The 18,070-nt window shown below is 62.7% G+C and carries 19 protein-coding genes; 9 read left to right on the top strand and 10 right to left on the bottom strand.

What is annotated here, in order from left to right:
* Positions 1 to 34 precede the first annotated feature (34 nt).
* The 3 genes from VJ698_RS19655 to VJ698_RS19645 all read left to right on the top strand — a co-directional run bounded on the left by VJ698_RS19655 (position 35) and on the right by VJ698_RS19645 (position 2,523).
* Positions 35 to 688 carry a lytic transglycosylase domain-containing protein gene (locus VJ698_RS19655; RefSeq protein WP_324104499.1) on the top strand — a complete coding sequence of 218 codons (654 nt, stop codon included), beginning with the start codon at positions 35 to 37 and terminating at the stop codon, positions 686 to 688.
* A gap of 147 nt (positions 689 to 835) precedes the next feature.
* A complete protein-coding gene (locus tag VJ698_RS19650) occupies positions 836 to 1,264 on the top strand; it encodes a hypothetical protein (protein ID WP_324104498.1) in 429 nt (142 codons plus the stop codon).
* A gap of 194 nt (positions 1,265 to 1,458) precedes the next feature.
* Positions 1,459 to 2,523 carry a type I glyceraldehyde-3-phosphate dehydrogenase gene (locus tag VJ698_RS19645; RefSeq protein WP_324104497.1) on the top strand — a complete coding sequence of 355 codons (1,065 nt, stop codon included), beginning with the start codon at positions 1,459 to 1,461 and terminating at the stop codon, positions 2,521 to 2,523.
* A gap of 23 nt (positions 2,524 to 2,546) precedes the next feature.
* On the opposite strand, the gene VJ698_RS19640 is transcribed toward VJ698_RS19645, so the two are convergent.
* Both VJ698_RS19640 and VJ698_RS19635 read right to left on the bottom strand, forming a co-directional pair.
* Positions 2,547 to 3,026, bottom strand: a complete 480-nt coding sequence (locus VJ698_RS19640; RefSeq protein ID WP_324104496.1) for a VOC family protein — start codon at positions 3,024 to 3,026, stop codon at positions 2,547 to 2,549.
* A gap of 22 nt (positions 3,027 to 3,048) precedes the next feature.
* The gene (locus VJ698_RS19635) at positions 3,049 to 3,423 is read right to left on the bottom strand and encodes a hypothetical protein (protein WP_324104495.1); all 375 of its coding nucleotides are present in this window, start codon (positions 3,421 to 3,423) and stop codon (positions 3,049 to 3,051) included.
* Positions 3,424 to 3,652: 229 nt separating this feature from the next.
* Between VJ698_RS19635 and VJ698_RS19630 the strand changes: the two genes are divergently transcribed.
* Together VJ698_RS19630 and VJ698_RS19625 are read left to right on the top strand one after the other, a co-directional pair.
* A complete protein-coding gene (locus tag VJ698_RS19630) occupies positions 3,653 to 6,139 on the top strand; it encodes a penicillin-binding protein 1A (protein ID WP_324104494.1) in 2,487 nt (828 codons plus the stop codon).
* A gap of 205 nt (positions 6,140 to 6,344) precedes the next feature.
* Complete coding sequence (locus VJ698_RS19625) at positions 6,345 to 7,241, top strand: LysR family transcriptional regulator (RefSeq protein ID WP_324104493.1); 897 nt, start codon at positions 6,345 to 6,347, stop codon at positions 7,239 to 7,241.
* Here VJ698_RS19625 and VJ698_RS19620 read toward each other — a convergent pair whose 3' ends face one another.
* The 4 genes from VJ698_RS19620 to VJ698_RS19605 form a co-directional block, all read right to left on the bottom strand.
* Complete coding sequence (locus tag VJ698_RS19620) at positions 7,242 to 7,484, bottom strand: CDGSH iron-sulfur domain-containing protein (RefSeq protein ID WP_324104492.1); 243 nt, start codon at positions 7,482 to 7,484, stop codon at positions 7,242 to 7,244. It lies immediately after the preceding gene.
* 81 nt (positions 7,485 to 7,565) lie between these two features.
* A complete protein-coding gene (locus VJ698_RS19615) occupies positions 7,566 to 8,414 on the bottom strand; it encodes a hypothetical protein (protein WP_324104491.1) in 849 nt (282 codons plus the stop codon).
* A 72-nt stretch (positions 8,415 to 8,486) separates the two neighbouring features.
* The gene (locus VJ698_RS19610; RefSeq protein ID WP_324104490.1) at positions 8,487 to 9,086 is read right to left on the bottom strand and encodes a YceI family protein; all 600 of its coding nucleotides are present in this window, start codon (positions 9,084 to 9,086) and stop codon (positions 8,487 to 8,489) included.
* A gap of 13 nt (positions 9,087 to 9,099) precedes the next feature.
* Positions 9,100 to 9,588 (bottom strand): MarR family transcriptional regulator, encoded by a 489-nt coding sequence (locus tag VJ698_RS19605; RefSeq protein WP_324104489.1) that lies wholly within the window; start codon positions 9,586 to 9,588, stop codon positions 9,100 to 9,102.
* Between the two features lie 362 nt (positions 9,589 to 9,950).
* Between VJ698_RS19605 and VJ698_RS19600 the strand changes: the two genes are divergently transcribed.
* Positions 9,951 to 10,223, top strand: a complete 273-nt coding sequence (locus VJ698_RS19600; RefSeq protein ID WP_324104488.1) for a DUF2164 domain-containing protein — start codon at positions 9,951 to 9,953, stop codon at positions 10,221 to 10,223.
* 164 nt (positions 10,224 to 10,387) lie between these two features.
* Positions 10,388 to 10,858 (top strand): Dps family protein, encoded by a 471-nt coding sequence (locus tag VJ698_RS19595; RefSeq protein WP_324104487.1) that lies wholly within the window; start codon positions 10,388 to 10,390, stop codon positions 10,856 to 10,858.
* Positions 10,859 to 10,865: 7 nt separating this feature from the next.
* Here the strand turns inward: VJ698_RS19595 and VJ698_RS19590 are convergent, their stop codons facing one another.
* Positions 10,866 to 11,543: a hypothetical protein gene (locus VJ698_RS19590; protein ID WP_324104486.1), complete on the bottom strand. Its 678-nt coding sequence runs from the start codon at positions 11,541 to 11,543 to the stop codon at positions 10,866 to 10,868.
* A 262-nt stretch (positions 11,544 to 11,805) separates the two neighbouring features.
* On the opposite strand from VJ698_RS19590, the gene VJ698_RS19585 reads away from it, so the two are divergent.
* The gene (locus VJ698_RS19585; protein WP_324104485.1) at positions 11,806 to 13,011 is read left to right on the top strand and encodes an esterase/lipase family protein; all 1,206 of its coding nucleotides are present in this window, start codon (positions 11,806 to 11,808) and stop codon (positions 13,009 to 13,011) included.
* 3 nt (positions 13,012 to 13,014) lie between these two features.
* On the opposite strand, the gene ltaE is transcribed toward VJ698_RS19585, so the two are convergent.
* On the bottom strand, positions 13,015 to 14,085 hold the full coding sequence (ltaE, locus tag VJ698_RS19580; RefSeq protein ID WP_324104484.1) for a low-specificity L-threonine aldolase: 1,071 nt from the start codon (positions 14,083 to 14,085) through the stop codon (positions 13,015 to 13,017).
* A gap of 182 nt (positions 14,086 to 14,267) precedes the next feature.
* On the opposite strand from ltaE, the gene VJ698_RS19575 reads away from it, so the two are divergent.
* Positions 14,268 to 15,137, top strand: coding sequence for a response regulator (locus VJ698_RS19575; RefSeq protein ID WP_324104483.1), 870 nt, complete (start codon positions 14,268 to 14,270; stop codon positions 15,135 to 15,137).
* Positions 15,138 to 15,175: 38 nt separating this feature from the next.
* Here VJ698_RS19575 and cysK read toward each other — a convergent pair whose 3' ends face one another.
* Together cysK and VJ698_RS19565 are read right to left on the bottom strand one after the other, a co-directional pair.
* Positions 15,176 to 16,108, bottom strand: coding sequence for a cysteine synthase A (cysK, locus tag VJ698_RS19570; protein WP_324104482.1), 933 nt, complete (start codon positions 16,106 to 16,108; stop codon positions 15,176 to 15,178).
* A 63-nt stretch (positions 16,109 to 16,171) separates the two neighbouring features.
* Positions 16,172 to 17,935 carry a cation:proton antiporter gene (locus VJ698_RS19565; protein WP_324104481.1) on the bottom strand — a complete coding sequence of 588 codons (1,764 nt, stop codon included), beginning with the start codon at positions 17,933 to 17,935 and terminating at the stop codon, positions 16,172 to 16,174.
* Positions 17,936 to 18,070: the final 135 nt, after the last annotated feature.

Genomic DNA, 18,070 nt, shown 5'->3' with positions numbered 1-18,070 from the left:
CTGACGTATCGTATGGCTCAGCAGGGAGGATGCAATGAACTCCAGACAACGGAGTGGGCTGGTGCCGATTTGGCAATTTGCGTTGGGCGTCACGCTAAGCGTGGCGGGCGCCGCGCACGCGGAAGACATGAAGATCTACCGGTCGTACGACGCGACCGGCAAGGTGCCGACCTTTTCCGACCGTCCGCTCGACCGCAGCTCGCGCATCTACGCGGTATTCGACGGCAAGCAGCTGTGGCCCCATTCCGGCGGAGGGCCGGTATCCCTGCCCCAACTGGCCGCCCGCCGCCACGCGCTGGAGCCGCTCGTGCAGCGCATCGCCGGCATGCACGGCATTCACGCCGCCCTCCTCAAGGCGATCATCGAGGTCGAATCCGGTTTTGATGCCGGCGCCCGTTCGCCCAAGGGCGCCATCGGCCTGATGCAGGTCATGCCGGCGACTGCGGCGCGCTACGGACAATTCAACCTGTATTCACCGGAGCAGAACGTCGAGGTCGGCGCACGCTACCTGCGCGACCTGCTCGCGATGTTCGACGGGAACGTACGCCTCGCCGTCGCCGCCTATAACGCCGGGGAAAACGCGGTGATCCGCCACGGGCGCCGCGTGCCGCCGTACCAGGAAACGATCCGCTACGTGCCAATGGTCATGGAACGCTACGACCGCTTCAGGGCGCGCGCCGGGTCTTGAATTTGCGCGCGGCAGTGGTAGGCTGTCATTTGGCCTTGTTGTGCTGCTACGGCAGCCACGGGTGAGCGTTCCCGGATACCCCGGAAAACCTGCCAACACCCGGCCAGCACCCCGGCCAGCATCCCGGCCAATGATAAGGAGCCCAAAGTGGACGAGCATACAAGCTTCGATCTGCACGGCTGCGGCCCATCCGGCACTCCCCGGACCGATGCCGCAGATCCATCCCGGACACCCGCCCCGGAACGGCCGCGCATCCCCTTCACCTGGATGGTCAGCTACGACGGCAGGAAGGCGCGGCGTAACATCGCCTACTTCGAGCACGGCGCGCGCAACTGCAAGCGCGCATTCCCCATCCACGTGTACATGAGTGCGCTGACGCCGGCCGTCGTCATTTCCTTCGTGCCCTTGACCGGCGTACGCGAACCGCATGTCCGCGAGTGGATGTCCAGCTACCATGAAATCCCGGTCGAGGAAGCCAAGCGCCGGCTCGACGCATTTCCGGAATGGCCGTATGACGGTCGCGACGCGGACGTGGTGCGCGTGGAGCAGATGAATGAACCGGTGTTCCATCATTAGGTCAGGCGGGCATAACGAAGGAGCATGAGCGCGGCAAGTCTGCTGTCGGCAGGTGCCGGAAACCTTGCGGCTTGTCCCTTATAATTCTTTCTTGTCCACGCCCCTGGCGCGGCTGCCGGTTTGTCTGTGTGGATCCGAACGGATGCCGGTGCGCGGCCGGGCATCGATCGACTTCCACATCTCCGCAGCCATTCATGCACTCTTCCCGCGCCAGCTCAAACCCTTCCGATCAACCAGTCAGGCTCGCCATCAACGGCTACGGCCGCATCGGTCGCTGCTTCCTGCGCGCCCTGTACGAGTCGCCGCTCAAGGAGCAGTTCCAGGTGGTGGCGATCAACGAGCCGGCCGACCTGGCGACCATCGCTTATCTGTCACGTTTCGATTCGACCCACGGCGTTTTTCCTGGCAAGGTCGAGGCGGGCGACCATCAGCTGATCATCGACGGCCAGCCCATTCACGTCAGCCACGCGAAGGCGCCGGAAGCGGTGGACTGGGCGGGGCTGGGCGTGGACCTGCTGGTGGAATGCTCCGGCCAGTACGCGCACCGCAATGAACTGCAGCGCTTCCTCGATGCCGGTTGCCCTCGCCTGCTGCTGTCGCACCCGGGGCATAGCGCGCAGGACGTGGACCGTACCATCGTGTACGGCATCAATCACGGCGAACTGGTCGGCGACGAGCGCATCGTATCCAATGCCTCGTGCACCACGAATGCAATCGTGCCTGTGCTCGATCGGCTCGACCGCGCTTTCGGCGTGGAGCATGCGCTGATGACCACGTTGCATTCGGTGATGAACGACCAGCCGCTGATCGACAGTTACCATCACAGCGACTTGCGCCGCACACGCTCGGCCATGCAATCGATCATTCCGGTGTCCACCGGACTGGCGCGGGGCGTCGAGCGCTTGATGCCGCAACTCGCGGGACGCGTGCAGGCCAAGGCGATGCGCGTGCCGGTCATCAATGTGTCGGCGATCGACTTGGTCGTGAGCTTCCGGCATGAGGTCAGCATTGCGCAGATCAATGCGCTGTTCTCCGGCGCGGCGTCCGAATATGCCGGCCTGTTCGCCTATTCCGACGATCCGCACGCCTCCGTGGATTTCAACCACAATCCGCATTCAGCCATCGTCGACGGCAGCCAGACGCGCACCATCGGTCCGCACATCGCCAACCTGCTGGTATGGTTCGACAACGAATGGGGATTCGCCAACCGCCTGCTCGATGTGGCGCAGGCCTGGCAGCAGCGCTTCGTAGAACTTTGAACCTGTTCGTTTCGAACAGGTTCTCAGGTAGGCCGCGCGCCGAACATCTCCATCGCGCGCTTTTCCATTTCGTCCGGCGGCACGTCTTCGATGTGCGTGGCGATCCACCATTTGTGGCCGAAGGGATCGACCACCAGGCCGCCCCGATCGCCGTAGAACTGGTCGGCCACCGGCCGCTCCAGTTTCGCGCCCGCCTTCACCGCACGCTCCACCAGTGCATCCACGTTTTCCACATAAAGATGGATGAGCACCGGCGAGCCGCCCAGCGTCTCCGGGCTCGTGCCATCCATCTCGGGATATTCGTCGCTCAGCATGATGGCGGAATCGCCGAGGCGGATTTCCGCGTGACCCACCTTCTTGCCGGACGGATCGTTGAGACGGAACACCACGTCGGCGCCGAAGGCTTTCTGATAGAAATCCAGCGCCGCCGCAGCGTTCCTGATCGTCAGATAAGGCGTGACGGTATGAAAGCCGTCAGGAACCGGTTTTACCTTGGCAATCATTGCACAGTCTCCATGTTGGATACTACAAACCGCGCAACAGCATCTCCGTATTGACCACACGCACGCTGCCGCGCACCTGAATGCCGTTATCAACAAACCATCGCTGCGCGACGAACGGACCGAAGCCCGTTTCCTCGCGGATCGCGTACTGGAATACCGCGTCCCAATCGGTATTGCGCGGCATCACCCACACCACTTGATGCCCGTTGAAGGCGCGGATGCCGGCATGCCGCAGGTTGGCGCGCACGCCTTCCGCGCGTTGCGCGCGCCCCGCCGCATACATGCCATCGAGGTCGGGCACCGGCAGCACGGCCGGCACCCGTCGCTGCTCGACGGAGGTTGCGTTGGTGCGGAACTTCGCCCAAGGGCCGACCAGCGTGTTGGTAACGAACTGCAATTCACTCTCTGTGAGAGGTTCATCCAGGTAAAAGCAGGGCAGGATCAACGTATATTCCCGGGAAAAATTTCAACTTTGATACCGCAGGATAAACCCTCTGTGCTGATTTAAACAGAACCGGCCGGCGCCGCACTGATGCGGGCCAAAGTCCCGACGCGCCAGAAATCGGAAAACCAATCAGGGAGGCGCTTGTCCAATTTTCAATTCAAGGTCGAGAAGAAGGATATCGATGGTGGACAACGAGAATCCGCAGAAGCAAGACCCGCAACATTTTTCCGGAGACAGAAAACATTCCCGCAGCCGCGCGTTCTTCTGGTACCTGCTCAAACTGACGGCTGCTTTCCTCATCCTGCTGACCGCCGCAGCCATCGTGGCCGGCGCCTACATCGCGAAGCTCGTTCCGCATACGCCGGATGTCGACGGCATGTTCGACATCCAGAGCGCCAAGCCCAGTGTCTTGCTGTCGGCCAATGGCACGCATCTCGCCACCTTCGGTCGCGTGCAGCAGGAACTGGTGCCGCTGGACCGCGTGTCGCCTTGGGTGATCCGGGCACTCATCGCCACGGAAGACCATCGCTTTTACGCGCACCAGGGCGTCGATATCAGCCGCACGCTGTCGGCGGTGGTGCATACCGTGCTCGGCCAGGCGCAGGGCGGCTCGACCATCACGCAGCAACTGGTGCGCAACATGTTTCCGGAAGAGATAGGCCGCGCGCGCACGGTCGACCGCAAGCTACGCGAGATGATCACCGCGATCAAGGTCGAACGGATGTACACCAAGGACCAGATCCTCGAAACCTATCTCAACACCGTGCCCTTCCTCTACAACGTGGTGGGCATTGAGATGGCCGCACGCACTTATTACGACAAGCCGGCGTCCGCGCTCGGCGTGCTGGAGAGCGCGACGCTGGTCGGCATGCTCAAGGGAACGAGCTACTACAATCCGATCAGCAATCCGGATCGCGCGCGAACGCGACGCAACGTCGTGCTCGGCCAGCTCGTCAAGCATGGCTTGCTTGACGCAGCGCAGGCGGATGCGTTGCGCGCCGAGCCCTTGCAGGCCAGGCTCAACCGGCAGCCCGAACCGCTCGGTGACGCGCCGCATTTCGCGGTGTACGTGCGACGGCAGCTGCTGGAATGGGCCGAGCAGAACGACTACAACCTTTACACCGACGGTCTCGTGATCACCAGCACGATCGACGACAAGCTGCAGGAAGCCGCGACCGATGCTGTCGAGCGGCAATCCGCTGCGTTGCAGGCGGTCGCGGATGTCGAATGGGGACGCAGTACGGCGCGCGTCATCTCGCACGGCCCGAAGGCCTACAAAGCCATGCGCAAGAAAGTCGAGCCGTTCCGGTATTTCTGGGATGAGCGTGCCGGACTGCTCGACGCCTTCATCCGCGAAAGCCCCGAGTACAAGAAGGTCGTTGCGCGAGGCAAGTCCGATCGCGCGGCGCTGGCGCAATTGAAGACGGACAGCGAATTCATGGAGCGCCTGCGCGAGGGCAAGACGCGGCTGGAAGCCGGCTTTGTCGCCATCGAACCCGACACCGGCGAGGTCAAGGCCTGGGTCGGCAGCCGCGACTTCCAACGCGACCAGTTCGACCACGTCGCGCAGGCCGAGCGCCAGCCCGGCTCCACGTTCAAGCCCATCGTCTATGGCGCAGCGCTGGAACAGGGATTCCGTCCCGATCGCATCTACCCCGACGGCCAGGTCGAGATCCGTGCGGATGACGGCAGTATCTGGCGCCCCACCGACATGTCGGGATACTCCGGGCGGATGATGACGATGCGCGAGGGCCTGGTGTATTCGAAGAACACCATCACTGCGCAAGTGATGCAGGATGTCGGCGTGCACCATGTCATCGACATGGCACGCGCCATGGGCGTGACGCAGAGCCGGCTCGATCCTGTGCCTTCGCTCTCGCTCGGCTCCAGCCCGGTTACGCTGCTCGAAATGGTGTCGACCTACGCCACCATCGCGCAGGTCGGCGAATACCGCAAGCCGGTCGTGATCCGCAAAATCGCGGACCGCGACGGCAAGGTGCTGGCCGAGTTCCATTCCGAAGCACGGCGCGCGATGTCGGAAGATGCCGCCGTCGAACTGATCGACATGCTGCGCGGCGTGGTCAGGCAAGGCACCGGCACCGCAGTGCGCGAGCGCTTCAACCTCGTTGCCGACATCGCCGGCAAGACCGGTACCACGCAGAACAATACCGACGGCTGGTTCATCCTGATGCATCCGGACCTCGTGGCCGGCGCATGGATCGGCTTCAACGATCCGCGCGTGACCATGCGCAGCGATTACTGGGGACAGGGCGGCCACAACGCGATCCTGCTGGTCGGCGATTTTTTCCGCGGCACCTTCAAGGAAAAGCTGATCGACGCGAAAGCAAAATTCCCGCAGCCGAAGCGGCCACCGCCCTTGATGGCCACGTCGCCGGACAAGGACTGGATCGACCAGCTCAAGCAGGAAGACATGATCCCGCCCGGCTACGGCGTGGTGCAGCGTAACGGCAGCGAAACCACGATCGTGGTCGGCCCGAACGGTGTGCAGACGGTAGACCGCGGAAGAGGCCGCAGCGACGATGCGCTCGATCGCTTCCTGAACGGGATGGAACGCGACCCGGCAACGGGCACGCGGAGCAGTGGATCATCAGGCGACAGCGCTGGTAGCGCCGGCGGCGATATGGACTTCCCGGGGCCGGTGCGGTAGGCGTTTTTTTGTCCACGGAAAACACGGAAAACACGGAAAAATCTCAAGGAAAATTCCGTGTTTTCTGTGTTTTCCGTGGACAAAAAAACTGTTCGTGCTCCTCCGCGGCCTCTTCTTCCTCAACATTGCCCTCCCCCCTTCGAGCATGGCAAGATACCGGACTGCAACGATGGCGTTGCGCTTCTCTACTCTTGCAAGGTCGAATGTGGATACGCTCACCAGCATGAAGGTGTTTGCCGCCGTGGTCGATAACGGCAGCTTTGCGGCCGCGGCTGATCGCCTTGATATCTCGCGTGCGATGGCATCGAAGTACGTGGCGCACCTCGAAGAACATCTTGGCACCCGCCTGCTTCAGCGCACCACGCGCAAGCTGACGCTCACCGAATCCGGCACCAGCTATTACGACCGCTGCGTGCAGATCCTGGCCGACATCAGCGAGGCGGAGGAAGGCGCGGTCAGCCACACCGAGGCGCCGCACGGCACCTTGCGCCTCACCATGCCGGTGTCATTCGGCATCCTGCACATGGGGCCGATCGTGTCGGACTATCTGCGCCAGTATCAGGATGTGAAGGTCGACCTCCTGCTGAATGATCGCCGCGTGGACTTGCTCGAGGAAGGGCTGGATCTTGCGGTGCGCATCGGCATGCTGCAGGAGTCGGGATTGATCGCGAAAAGGCTGGCCTCCGATCGCATCATCATCTGCGCCGCGCCCGAATACTTGAAGCGCCACGGCGTGCCGCAACAGCCCGCCGACCTGGCGCAGCACAACTGCCTGACCTACAGCTATGCGGCCGCTGGCGACGACTGGAAGATGACCGGGCCGAACGGTGAGCATGCGGTGCGTGTGGCGGGAAGTCTGCGCGCGACCAATGGCGACATGATCCGGCTCGCGGCGCTCGGCGGCGTCGGCCTGATCCGGCAACCGCTGTTCCTGGTGGGGGAAGATATCCGCGCGGGGCGGCTGGTGGAAGTGCTGCCCGAATACCGCTCTGACGAGATCGGTATCTACGCGGTGTACCCGAGCCGCAAGCACTTGTCGGCAAAGGTGCGGACCTTCGTCGACTTCGTGGCTGCGGCGCTGGCGCTCAAGAGCGAGTGGTGATCAGAGCTGCTTGTGCGTGCCGTCGCACAGCGGCGAGTTCGCACTCTGCTTGCAGCCGCAGAAATACACCGTCTTGCTTTCGACGGCGGTGTGCTTCATCGGCGTGAAACTCGTGCCTTTGTGGCTTCCATCGCAGAAGGGTTGTGCCTTGCTGCGGCCACAGCTGCACCAGTAGTAGTCCTTGCCTGCCTCCACGTCCACTGCGTACGGCGTCTTGCTTGCAACGATGGCTTTGTCACTCATGGGAACCTTTCATAGATAAGATGTTTGCTTTGCCTGCATGGACGCGCGGTCCATGTGTCGTTCGGAATTGTCGTTCCGGATTCAATAACCGCCTGCCTCCTGCGCCGCCTGGAGCACCAGTCCGATCGTGCACAGCGCGGGAATGGCCGCGAGCGCGGTGGCCGTGGCCCACGAGCCGGCGCCGCCGCAGTGCCTGCGCCAGCGATTGACTGCATGCACCAGCGGATCCGCGAGCAAGCCTGCGACGAGCAGCGCGACATACGCGAGCGAAAACCCGGCATACAGGTACGCGTTCATCAGCAGCACGCCGAGCAGCAGCACTGCCATGCCGATGGCCGCTGCGGAGAACATCGCGCGCCTGTGTGTCAGGTTGAAGGCGAGGCAGGCTACGATAACCGATGCCAGTACGCCACACAACTGCCCGATGGCCTGGCTTGAATCGAGCAGCAGTGCCAGGCCTGCGCCGCCGGCGACGACCATCATCAGCAGCGGCGGCGTCGGTCGGCTTTGTGCGGCGCGCACCAGCCAGGACCAGATGAGGCAAACTGCGGCGGCTGTCAGTCCGGCGGCCAGCGCTACTTTCTGCGCGCCCAGCCCTTGCAGGCCGAACCATGCGGTGGCGGACGTCGCCAGCAGCGACAGCACGAAGCGCGCGATCACGCGCACCGCAGCGCTCTGCTTGTGTTCGATCGTGATCGCACCGAGTGTGCCGAGCACCGCGATCGCCGGCAACCAGTCGAGTGCCTGCTGCGGTAGCGCGGACCATTGCCCGTGCAGGATCGCGAAATAAGCCGCGATGAAACCCGCGCACAGTGCGAGTACTGAGGCCGCTGCGTGCTTGCGCAAGGTGAACAGCAGCGCGAGCGCCACACCGAAGGGAAGGACGGCGCTCTGCAGCAACAGCGGAATGAAAAATGAGGGATTCGGCATCGCCGGTCTCCTGGAATCACAGCAGAGAAAATTGCGTGGGGATGGGCATTGCCTGCCCATCCGCGCGAACGATTACTGTTTCACTGCTTCGATGTTGATGTGCAGGTCCACTTCGTCGGTGGCCGCGCCCGGCACACCGTAGTTCATGCCGAAGTCGGTGCGCTTGATGGTGCCGGTCGCGACATAGCCGACGCGCGTCTCACCCTTCATGCCCTTGCCCGAACCGATCTGCTTGAGCTTCAGGGTGACCGGCTTGCTCACGCCGTGCAGGTTCAGGTTGCCGGCCAGTGTGCCTTCGCCCGCAGCGTTCAGGTTCACTGCGGTCGAGGTGAAGCTCATGACCGGGAATTGCACTGCGTTGAAGAAATCCGGGCTCTTCAGGTGCTTTTCCAGCGGCTCATGCTTGGTATCGATGCTGCCGGTCTTGATCTCGACCTTGATCTTGCTCTTCTCGGGCGTATCGACCACCAGGTCGCCCGACATGTCGTTGAAGCGGCCCATGAAACGGCTCACGCCGCCGAGGTGGCCGATTTCAAAGTACGCGACCGAGTGCACCGGGTCGATCTTGTAGTTGCCTGCCGGAGCCGGCGTGGCGGCGAAGGTGGATGCCGACAGGGCCAAACTGGCGGCGGCAATGACGGAGGACAGCGAGCGGAGAGCGAAGCGAGACATGGTTCTGATTCCTTTAGTGTTGCGAAGCTTGGTTGAAGAATTCCCTGAAGCGGCGGAAACTGGTTTCGAAGCGTGCGAGGTCTTCGCTGTCGAATCCGGCAAACGCCGCCTGCAGATAGGCGAAATGGTGATTGGCTGCCCGCTCAAAGGTCACCCGGCCTTCGTCGGTGAGATGCACGACGCTGGAGCGACGATCCTGCGGCGACGTGCTGCGTCGCGCCAGCCCTTTCTGTTCCAGCCTGTCCACGATTCCCGTCAGCGTGCCCTTGGTGATCCCCGCTTCCTGGCCGAGCGCCTTGCAGGAAATGCCCGGGGCGCGCATCAGGACCGACATCACCGAGAACTGCCCAGGTGTCAGCCCCAGTGTGCGCAGATGGCGCGAAGCGAAGCCCTCGAAGGCGTGATAGGCCAGGCTCAGCTCGCGCGCCGCCGGCGGCATGCGCAATCCAGTATCGGAATGCTTCGCCAGTGAGGGGCAAACGGTTTTGCTGGTGTCGCGCATTGCTTCGGGCAGGGACGGTTCGTGTTAGGACGAAGCCATTCTATTGCCGCAAGGATTGCGAATAAACTGCCTGATTGGAATGGCACTGTTTCTTAGTTATTGATAATTTGCACTGCAATGGAGCAGCGTGTGCACGTCGGGACAGGAGATGTTGATGGCGTTGTTTTTGTTATAAGCGCCGATATAAACTGGTTGGCGTTTTGGGCCTGTTTTTTTGCGTGTTTATTGCCGCATTGAGATGCAGTACTTTTCCGGCCCCGACAGGCTGTCGGCAAATGATGGATGGACTTTGGCACCCGCAAGTTCGGGCTGGGCATCATTCACTTGCGTGCCCCGTGCCGCACCGGGAATGAGGAAGAACGATGACCATAGAAATATCCAAGGAGGCGCGTGCGGAAGCGATCGCCTCCATCCAGCGCTACTTCGAAGAAAACATGGAAGAACCCATCGGCAACATCGCCGCCAGCGGGCTGCTGTCGTTCTTCCTGGAAGAGATCGGACCGCTGGTCTACAACAAGGCGGTCGCCGAGGTGCAGGAGCGTCTGGAGGCGCGCATCATGGACCTGGACATCGAGGTGCACGAGGAGGAGTTCCAGTACTGGCGCAAGCATGAACGCAAGCGCAAGGGGAAGTGAGACGCAGACTGGTAGCGGCCATCAACAGACACTTGGCAGTCACGACGCATGCCGGGCGGAAAAAAACATTCGCCATCCGCTTCATCTGCATCAAGCGCGGTCATGAACGCATGCAGCGCCTGCATGTCGTATCAATATACCAACCCGCTTGGGAGGAACGCACAATGGCAATTGACATCGGAATTTCCGAACAGGACAGGCGTGCCATCGTCGACGGTTTGTCGCGCTTGCTGGCCGACACCTATACGCTCTACCTGAAGACGCATAACTTCCACTGGAACGTCACCGGGCCGATGTTCCAGACCTTACACCTGATGTTTGAAGCGCAGTACACCGAGCTGGCGCAGGCGGTGGACCTGATTGCGGAGCGCATACGCGCGCTGGGTAGCTACGCACCGGGCACTTACGGTGACTTTTCCCGCCTGAGCACGATCAACGAGCCGGACGGCGTGCCGAACGCGCAGGAAATGATCCGCCAGCTCATGCAGGACCAGGAGAGCGTTGTGCGCACGGCGCGCGCAATGTTCAAGGCCGTCGACCGAGCCGGCGACGAGCCGACTGCCGACCTGCTGACGCAGCGCATGCAGGTGCATGAGAAGACCGCATGGATGCTGCGTTCGCTGCTTGAGAAATAGGCGGCGATCAGAACCTGTAGTTGAGGCCGATGCGCAGCACCGGATAGACCTTGAACTTGCTCACTTCGTCGTGCAGGGCGGCGTTTTCCTTCGCCACGTCGGATGAGAATTGCGCGCACATCGGTGCCGGCGCGGTGCATCCGCTGCTGGTGAGCGTTGTTTTCGGCGATCCCTGCAGCAGCACACCGACATCGGTCGCGAACGACCAGCCTGTCTTTTCCGTCTTCGGCCGGCCCCAGCCGATGCCCAGATAGGGTGCGAACTTGTTGAAGCTGACATTGCCGGTCACCTTGCCGAAGCTCGCAGCGTCATAGGTGTTACCCTGAATGCTGTAGCTGCCGGAGGAATTCGGCCGCGCCTGCGCGTCGATGCGGTTGCCGTTGTAGGCCACGCCGGCGGTGAGACGGAAACTGCTGCCCGTATTCGGATACCAATCGAGCAAGGCGTCATAGGTCTTGGCCTTCAGGCTCAGGTCATAGTCCATATCGTTGGTGCGTCCATGATAGGAATAGCCAAGATAGCCGAGGCCGACGCGGGCGTTGACATTGGGCTTGATTGGAATGGTGGCGTGAAAGCCGATGCCGGTGGTGCCGATGTCGCCGGACGCACTGATGTCTCTGGCATGGGAATTGGCGGCGGTGAATGCGATGGCGAGGGTGCCGAGAGCAGCGAGGGATTTCTTCACTAATGGATTCCTGTCATGCGTGGAAAATCGTCAAGCCAATTTTTCATCCATGCAAATTTGCCCGACGTACAGGCCGTTCTGACAGGAACGTTGCGGGCCGGTTCCACGATTTTCCACAATGATGCGTGAAGAGCTGCGCCGGACGGATTCGCGTGCAGGTTGGCGCTGCAAAGACAGCAATGCGGCCGGCGCAATCGGGATCGATTTGTTATGGTGCACACGCCCGATCCGTCGATATCATTCAGGAGTAGAAAGACTTGCCATGAAAAAAGAGCGCCACATCCATCCCTCCGACCTCCGCGCGCTTGCCAGCCTGGCCACTGATGCCACGCTCGGCATCACCGACCTGGTGGAAGCGATGCATGGCTCGGTCCTGCGCGGCACTAGCAAGCAGCCGCGGGAACGCACGAGCGGTCTCACTGGCCTCATCTATGATGCGGTGCGCGGCGTCACGCGCATCGCAGGCAATGGCATCGACACCGTGCTGGCACGGCTTGTGCCATTCTTCGAAGAGCGCAGCTCGTCACCCGAGCGGGAAGCGGTCCTCGCAGCGCTGAACGGTGTGCTTGGGGATTACATGGCGGATAGCGGCAATGTGCTGGCGATCAGGATGGCCTTGCGCAAGGAGTCACATGCGCTGTTGCTGGAGCGGGAGCACTTGCGCGGCGCATTCCCGCAGGCCGGTGGCAGGTTGCTCATCCTTGTTCACGGACTCTGCATGAATGACTTGCAATGGCAGCGCCAGGGACATGAGCACGGTGCGGCGCTGGCGCGCGATCTCGGCTACACGCCGCTCTATCTGCATTACAACAGCGGCATGCATATCTCGACCAATGGCCGGGAACTTGCCGCGCTATTGCAGACCCTGGTACAGCAATGGCCGTATCCGCTGGAGGAAGTGAGCCTGCTTTGTCACAGCCTGGGCGGACTGGTGGCGCGCAGCGCCTGCCACTATGCCGCGCAAGAGCAGTTGTCGTGGCTGCCGATGCTGCGCAAGCTCGTGTTCCTCGGCACGCCGCATCACGGCGCACCGCTGGAGCGCGTCGGCAACTGGGTGCATACCGTGCTCGAAGCCACGCGATATGCCGCACCCTTTTCGCGCCTCGGCAAGATCCGCAGCGCCGGGATCACCGATCTGCGCCATGGCAACCTGCTTGATGAGGACTGGAAAGGGCGCGACCGCTTCGCACGCACCGACGATTTGCCGCAACCAGTGCCGCTGCCGGAAGGAGTGGATTGTTATGCGCTGGCCGTCATGCTCAGCAAGAACGGCGGCGAATTCAGCGAGCGCGTGCTGGGCGACGGCCTCGTGCCACTCGACAGCGCCCTCGGCCGCCACGCCGATCCCGCGCGCTGCCTGGCAATTCCACCGGAGCGGCAGTGGATCGGGCTCGGCATGGGGCATCTGGAATTGCTGGGCAGCGCGGAGGCCTACGCGCAGATGCGTCGCTGGCTCGCGCGTGATTGAAAATCAAAACGCCGCCAGCACCCGCAAGGCGCGCTCGACATCGGCACGGTCCACATCCAGGTGCGTGACCCAGCGAATGCGCTTCATGGCACGATCCTTCAGGCGCTGCGTGCCTGCAGTGATCTTCACGTCGTTTTCCGCCAGATGCCGCAGCACGTCATCCGCCACGATGGCGTCGACATCGAAAAAGACAATGTTGGTGTTCGCCGCATGCGCAATCGAACGCCCTTGCAAGCGCGCGTGCGACGCGGCGATGCGCGACAAGCCTTCCGCCAGCAGCCGCGCATTGGCATGGTCATCCGCCATCCGGCGCACGTTGTGCTGCAGCGCGTAGACGCCGGCCGCCGCGATCATGCCTGCCTGGCGCATGCCGCCGCCGAGCATCTTGCGGATGCGGCGTGCCTGCCGGATAAAATCCTTCGAGCCGAGTAGCAGCGAACCGATCGGCGCGCCGAGTCCTTTCGACAGGCATAGCGACACCGAATCGTAGCCGCGGCAGATTTCCTTTGCCTGCTGCACCGGGTCGCCGCCTTCGGCCTCGGCCATCGCGACGGCAGCGTTGAACAAGCGCGCGCCATCGATATGCGTGCGCAAGCCATGCCGTGCGGCCAGCGCCTGCACGTCGCGCATATAGGCAAGCGGCAGCACCCGGCCGCCGGTCGTGTTTTCCAGCGCTACCAGGCGCGTGCGTGCGAAGTGCGGATCGTCCGGCTTGATCGCCGCCTCGATATCGGCCAGCGCAATGGTGCCGTCAGGCTGGTGTTCCAGCGGCTGCGGCTGGATCGAGCCGAGCACCGCCATGCCGCCCGCCTCCCAGCGGTAGGTATGCCACTGCTGGCCGACGATCGCTTCGTCGCCGCGCTGGCAATGAGTCATCAGCGCGATCAGGTTGGTCTGCGTGCCGCTCGGCGCCAGCAGCGCCGCTTCGAAGCCGAGCATATCGGCTGCGAGTTCCTGCAGGCGGTTGACCGTCGGATCATCGCCGAACACGTCGTCGCCGAGCGGCGCTTCCAGCATGGCCTTCTTCATGGCGTCGGTAGGTTGCGTCACGGTGTCGCTGCGGAAGTCGCTCATGTCTGCCTCTTCAATGTGTCGAAGGCACCATTATCGGTTTTTTTCCCGCGAGAGGCTGATGGCCCATCCCCCGCCTGGATGATCCGTCCAAAATGAGGGAGTGAACCTGGTGCGTGTTATCATTTCTGCAATTATATCCGCGCCCTGCGGCTCCCCCCTCGTTCATCAGGACGTCACTTACCATGAACCTCGCATGCCAACCTGAGGATGATCAAACCGGTACCCGCCGCTTCGTGCTTGAGATGCTCGGCTTCTCCGCAGCAGAGAAGGCCATGCTGTCGTCCACTTTCCGCCTGACCGGCCGGCGCACCTACTGCTATGCCGAACCAGCCGCTCCGAGGGAGCGCGCGGACATCTACCTGGTCAATGCAGACAATCCGGACGGCATGAAACTGCTGCGCAAACGTTCTCCCGGCGTGCATGCGCCGGCAGTGCTGGTCGGGCGGGCTGCTCAGGACGACGGCTGGCCGTTGGTCCAAAAGCCGATCCACTGGATGCGCCTCTTCGAACAGCTCGACCGACAGATGCAGGAGGCCCTGGAGCGGCGCGCGCAGCGCATGGATGAAAGCCAGTGGGACGGACGCACGCTCCGGCGTGCGATGGACAGGGCGACGTCGCCCGTGCCGGTGTTCCTGGAACCCAATCCAGTGGAATCAGTGCTGGTGGTTGACGACAGCGCGACCGTGCGCGCCTTCATGCGCACCCGGCTTGCGCCCTTCCGTTTCGATGTCGACTACGCGGAAAACGGTGAAATGGCGATCGACATGGCACAGGCCAAGCGCTATACCTGCATCTTTCTCGATATCCTGATGCCCGGCATGGACGGCTACCAGGTTTGCAAACGCATCAAGTCCAGCCCGGCGACCAAGGGATCGGCAGTGGTCATGCTGAGCAGCAAATCGTCCGCGTTCGACAAGTTCCGTGGCAGCTGGGCGGGGTGTGATGCCTATTTGGGAAAACCGGTGAGTGAGAACGAGCTGCTGGCGACCATCGCGCGCTTCCTGCCGAGCGCGCGCAGGGCCGCGCAATCTATCCTGTCACGGCCCTCCTGATGCCGCAAGGCAGAACGTCTGTTCTGCCTTGCCGATGCTCAATCCGCCAGGTTGGCGAACAGCGGCGTGCTCAGGTAACGCTCGCCGAAGGACGGGATGATGGTCACGATCAGCTTGCCCTTGTTTTCCGGACGGCGCGCCACTTCCACCGCGGCCCACAATGCCGCACCCGACGAGATGCCGACCAGCAAACCTTCTTCCTTCGCGCAGCGGCGCGCGAATTCAAACGCATCGTCGTTCTTCACCCGTACCACTTCATCGTAAACCTTGGTGTTCAGGGTATCCGGGATGAAGCCTGCGCCGAGGCCCTGGATCGGGTGCGGTCCCTTGGCGCCGCCCGACAGCACCGCTGATGCATCCGGCTCGACGGCGATGCACTGGAAGGAGGGTTTGCGCGCCTTGATCACTTCGCCCACGCCGGTGATCGTTCCGCCGGTGCCGACGCCAGACACCACGATGTCGACCTTGCCGTCAGTGTCGCGCCAGATTTCCTCAGCGGTCGTCTTGCGGTGGATTTCCGGATTGGCGGGATTCTTGAACTGCTGCGGCATCAGGTAACGCGGATCGGAGGCGACCAGTTCTTCCGCTTTCTTGATGGCGCCGTTCATGCCTTCCGGTCCTGGCGTCAGGATCAGGTCCGCGCCGTAGGCGCGCAGCAGCATGCGGCGTTCCTTGCTCATGGTTTCCGGCATGGTCAGCACGCACTTGTAGCCGCGCGCCGCGCACACCATCGCCAGCGCAATGCCGGTGTTGCCGCTGGTCGGCTCGACGATGATCGTATCCGGCTTGATCAGCCCGGCTTGCTCCGCGGCATCGATCATGGCAACGCCGATGCGGTCCTTCACGCTGTGCGCCGGATTGTAGAACTCCAGCTTGGCAACCACGTCGGCGACGCAGTCCTTGCTCAGCTTGCGGATGCGGACCAGGGGCGTGTTGCCGATGAGTTGCGTTACGTCATTTGCGATGTTCATGGTGCTCCTTTTCTTCTTCGATGTCGGGATGAATCCAGCGCATAGGATACACCGTCCACAGGCTCACTTTGGCCCTGCTGCCGGCGGGGTGATCAGCAGGTCCGCGATGCGGCGCTCGCGTTCGACCTGGATCGTGTGCGCCGCCACGCCTTCTTCCACGCCGAGCGTCTGCAGCACGAAAGCCGAGAGCTGCAGCCCCGTCTCGAGCGTTTCCGGAATCACGAAAGTGGCGCCGGCCTGCTTGAGCGCCAGCGCATGCTTTTCGTCGCGCGAGCGTGCCAGCAGCGGCAGGTGCGGATACTGGCGGCGGATCGCCTTGACTGCATGCAGCGCAGAGGCAGGATGGTCCATGGTCAGCACGATCGCTGCCGCGGCGTCCGCATGCACCTTGCGCAGCAGTTCGATGCGCGCCGCATCGCCGAAGAACACGGGTACGCCGAGTGGATGCAGCTTCGCTACCAGGCGCGAATTCGCTTCCACGGCGACGTAGGAGATGCCCTGTGCCGACAGCAGTTGCGCAACGAGCTGGCCCACGCGGCCGTAACCAGCAAGAATGACGTGCCCGCCGGTTGCTTCCGGCCCGGCGCGCTCGAGGTCGGGCACCTCGTCCGGATTGCGCTTCTTCCACCATTCGCTGAACAGGGCGCCGGCACGCGCAATGAAGGGCGTGGCCAGCAGGCTGAGGCTGACCACCAGCAGCATGAATTTGCCGGTCGCGACATTGAGCAGGTGCAGGCCGGTCGCGTAATCGACCACGATGAAGGTGAACTCGCCGCCTTGCCCGAGCAGCGTGCCGCCTTCGATGGCGCGCCCCCAGCTGAATCCGCCCAGCCGGAAGATCACCGCCAGCACCAGCGACTTGATGAGGAACAGCCCGATCACCGACAACGGCAGCAGGGCCGGCGAGCGCAGCACTTCGCGCACGTCGATGTCCATGCCGACCGACATGAAGAACAGTCCCATCAGCAAGCCCTTGAACGGCTCGACCGTCACTTCCACTTCATGCTTGAATTCGGTTTCCGCCAGCAGCAGGCCGGCCAGGAATGCGCCCAGCGCCATCGACAGTCCGGCCGCAGCGGTCAGGCCCGCGATGCCGAGCGAACTCAGCAGCGTGAGCGCCATGAACACGTCCGGCTGCCGCTGCTGCGCGAAGGAATGGAACAGCGGGCGGATCACGCGCCGGCCGAGGACATAGATCAGCACGATGGCGCCGGCCGATTTCAGCAGGGTGAAGCCGGCCAGGCCGGCGAGGCCCGCAGTGTTGCCCTTGGCCAGCACGCCGGTCAGGATCAGCAGCGGCACAACCGCGAGGTCCTGCAGCATCAGGATCGAGAAACTGGCCTGGCCGAGACGCGTGCCGAGCATGCGCCGCTCGTTCATCAGCTGCATCACGACCGCCGTCGAGGAGAGCGACAGCACGCAGCCCAGGACGACGGCGGATTCGAGAGGATTGCCGAAGAAATAGGCCAGGCCGCCGATGATCGTGGCGGTGACGATCACCTGCACGCTGCCGGCACCGAACACCCAGCGCCGCAGGGACCACAGTCTTTCGGCGGACAGCTCCAGGCCGATCATGAACATCAGGAACAGCACGCCAAGATCGGCCAGCACCGTCACGCCTTCGCGCTGCGGAAAGGTGAAATAAGCGAGCCAGGGAATGTCTTTCGCGAGCAGGCCGAGTCCGAACGGGCCGGCCAGCGTGCCGACGATGAGAAATCCAAGCACCTGGTTGACGCGCTGGCGTTGCAGCAGCGGGATCAGGATGCCGGTGAGCGCGAGAAACATGAGCGTCTCGCGCAGGTAAGGAATGGCCTGGTGTGCTTCCACGTGAAAGTCCTGTCTTGCATGATGTTGCGCGGCGCTGCCTTTGCGCCGGAACGCAAGTTTGTCACAGATTCACGGGAGAGAGGATGATTGCGACGCAAGAATGTGGAGAGGCGAACCTGGATCAACCCATCAGGC

The sequence above is a fragment of the Noviherbaspirillum sp. genome, from assembly GCF_035254685.1.
In the GTDB taxonomy this organism is placed as follows: domain Bacteria; phylum Pseudomonadota; class Gammaproteobacteria; order Burkholderiales; family Burkholderiaceae_D; genus Noviherbaspirillum.
This window is presented reverse-complemented; position numbering and strand designations above follow the sequence as displayed.

What these genes read in the sequence shown, in the direction of transcription:
- ltaE (WP_324104484.1), bottom strand. Translation starts at nt 14,085, where the DNA reads ATGAGCGACTTCCGCAGCGACACCGTGACGCAACCTACCGACGCCATG.
- VJ698_RS19655 (WP_324104499.1), top strand. Translation starts at nt 35, where the DNA reads ATGAACTCCAGACAACGGAGTGGGCTGGTGCCGATTTGGCAATTTGCG.
- VJ698_RS19630 (WP_324104494.1), top strand. Translation starts at nt 3,653, where the DNA reads ATGGTGGACAACGAGAATCCGCAGAAGCAAGACCCGCAACATTTTTCC.
- VJ698_RS19600 (WP_324104488.1), top strand. Translation starts at nt 9,951, where the DNA reads ATGACCATAGAAATATCCAAGGAGGCGCGTGCGGAAGCGATCGCCTCC.
- VJ698_RS19645 (WP_324104497.1), top strand. Translation starts at nt 1,459, where the DNA reads ATGCACTCTTCCCGCGCCAGCTCAAACCCTTCCGATCAACCAGTCAGG.
- VJ698_RS19640 (WP_324104496.1), bottom strand. Translation starts at nt 3,026, where the DNA reads ATGATTGCCAAGGTAAAACCGGTTCCTGACGGCTTTCATACCGTCACG.
- VJ698_RS19575 (WP_324104483.1), top strand. Translation starts at nt 14,268, where the DNA reads ATGAACCTCGCATGCCAACCTGAGGATGATCAAACCGGTACCCGCCGC.
- cysK (WP_324104482.1), bottom strand. Translation starts at nt 16,108, where the DNA reads ATGAACATCGCAAATGACGTAACGCAACTCATCGGCAACACGCCCCTG.
- VJ698_RS19595 (WP_324104487.1), top strand. Translation starts at nt 10,388, where the DNA reads ATGGCAATTGACATCGGAATTTCCGAACAGGACAGGCGTGCCATCGTC.
- VJ698_RS19620 (WP_324104492.1), bottom strand. Translation starts at nt 7,484, where the DNA reads ATGAGTGACAAAGCCATCGTTGCAAGCAAGACGCCGTACGCAGTGGAC.
- VJ698_RS19585 (WP_324104485.1), top strand. Translation starts at nt 11,806, where the DNA reads ATGAAAAAAGAGCGCCACATCCATCCCTCCGACCTCCGCGCGCTTGCC.
- VJ698_RS19610 (WP_324104490.1), bottom strand. Translation starts at nt 9,086, where the DNA reads ATGTCTCGCTTCGCTCTCCGCTCGCTGTCCTCCGTCATTGCCGCCGCC.
- VJ698_RS19615 (WP_324104491.1), bottom strand. Translation starts at nt 8,414, where the DNA reads ATGCCGAATCCCTCATTTTTCATTCCGCTGTTGCTGCAGAGCGCCGTC.
- VJ698_RS19605 (WP_324104489.1), bottom strand. Translation starts at nt 9,588, where the DNA reads ATGCGCGACACCAGCAAAACCGTTTGCCCCTCACTGGCGAAGCATTCC.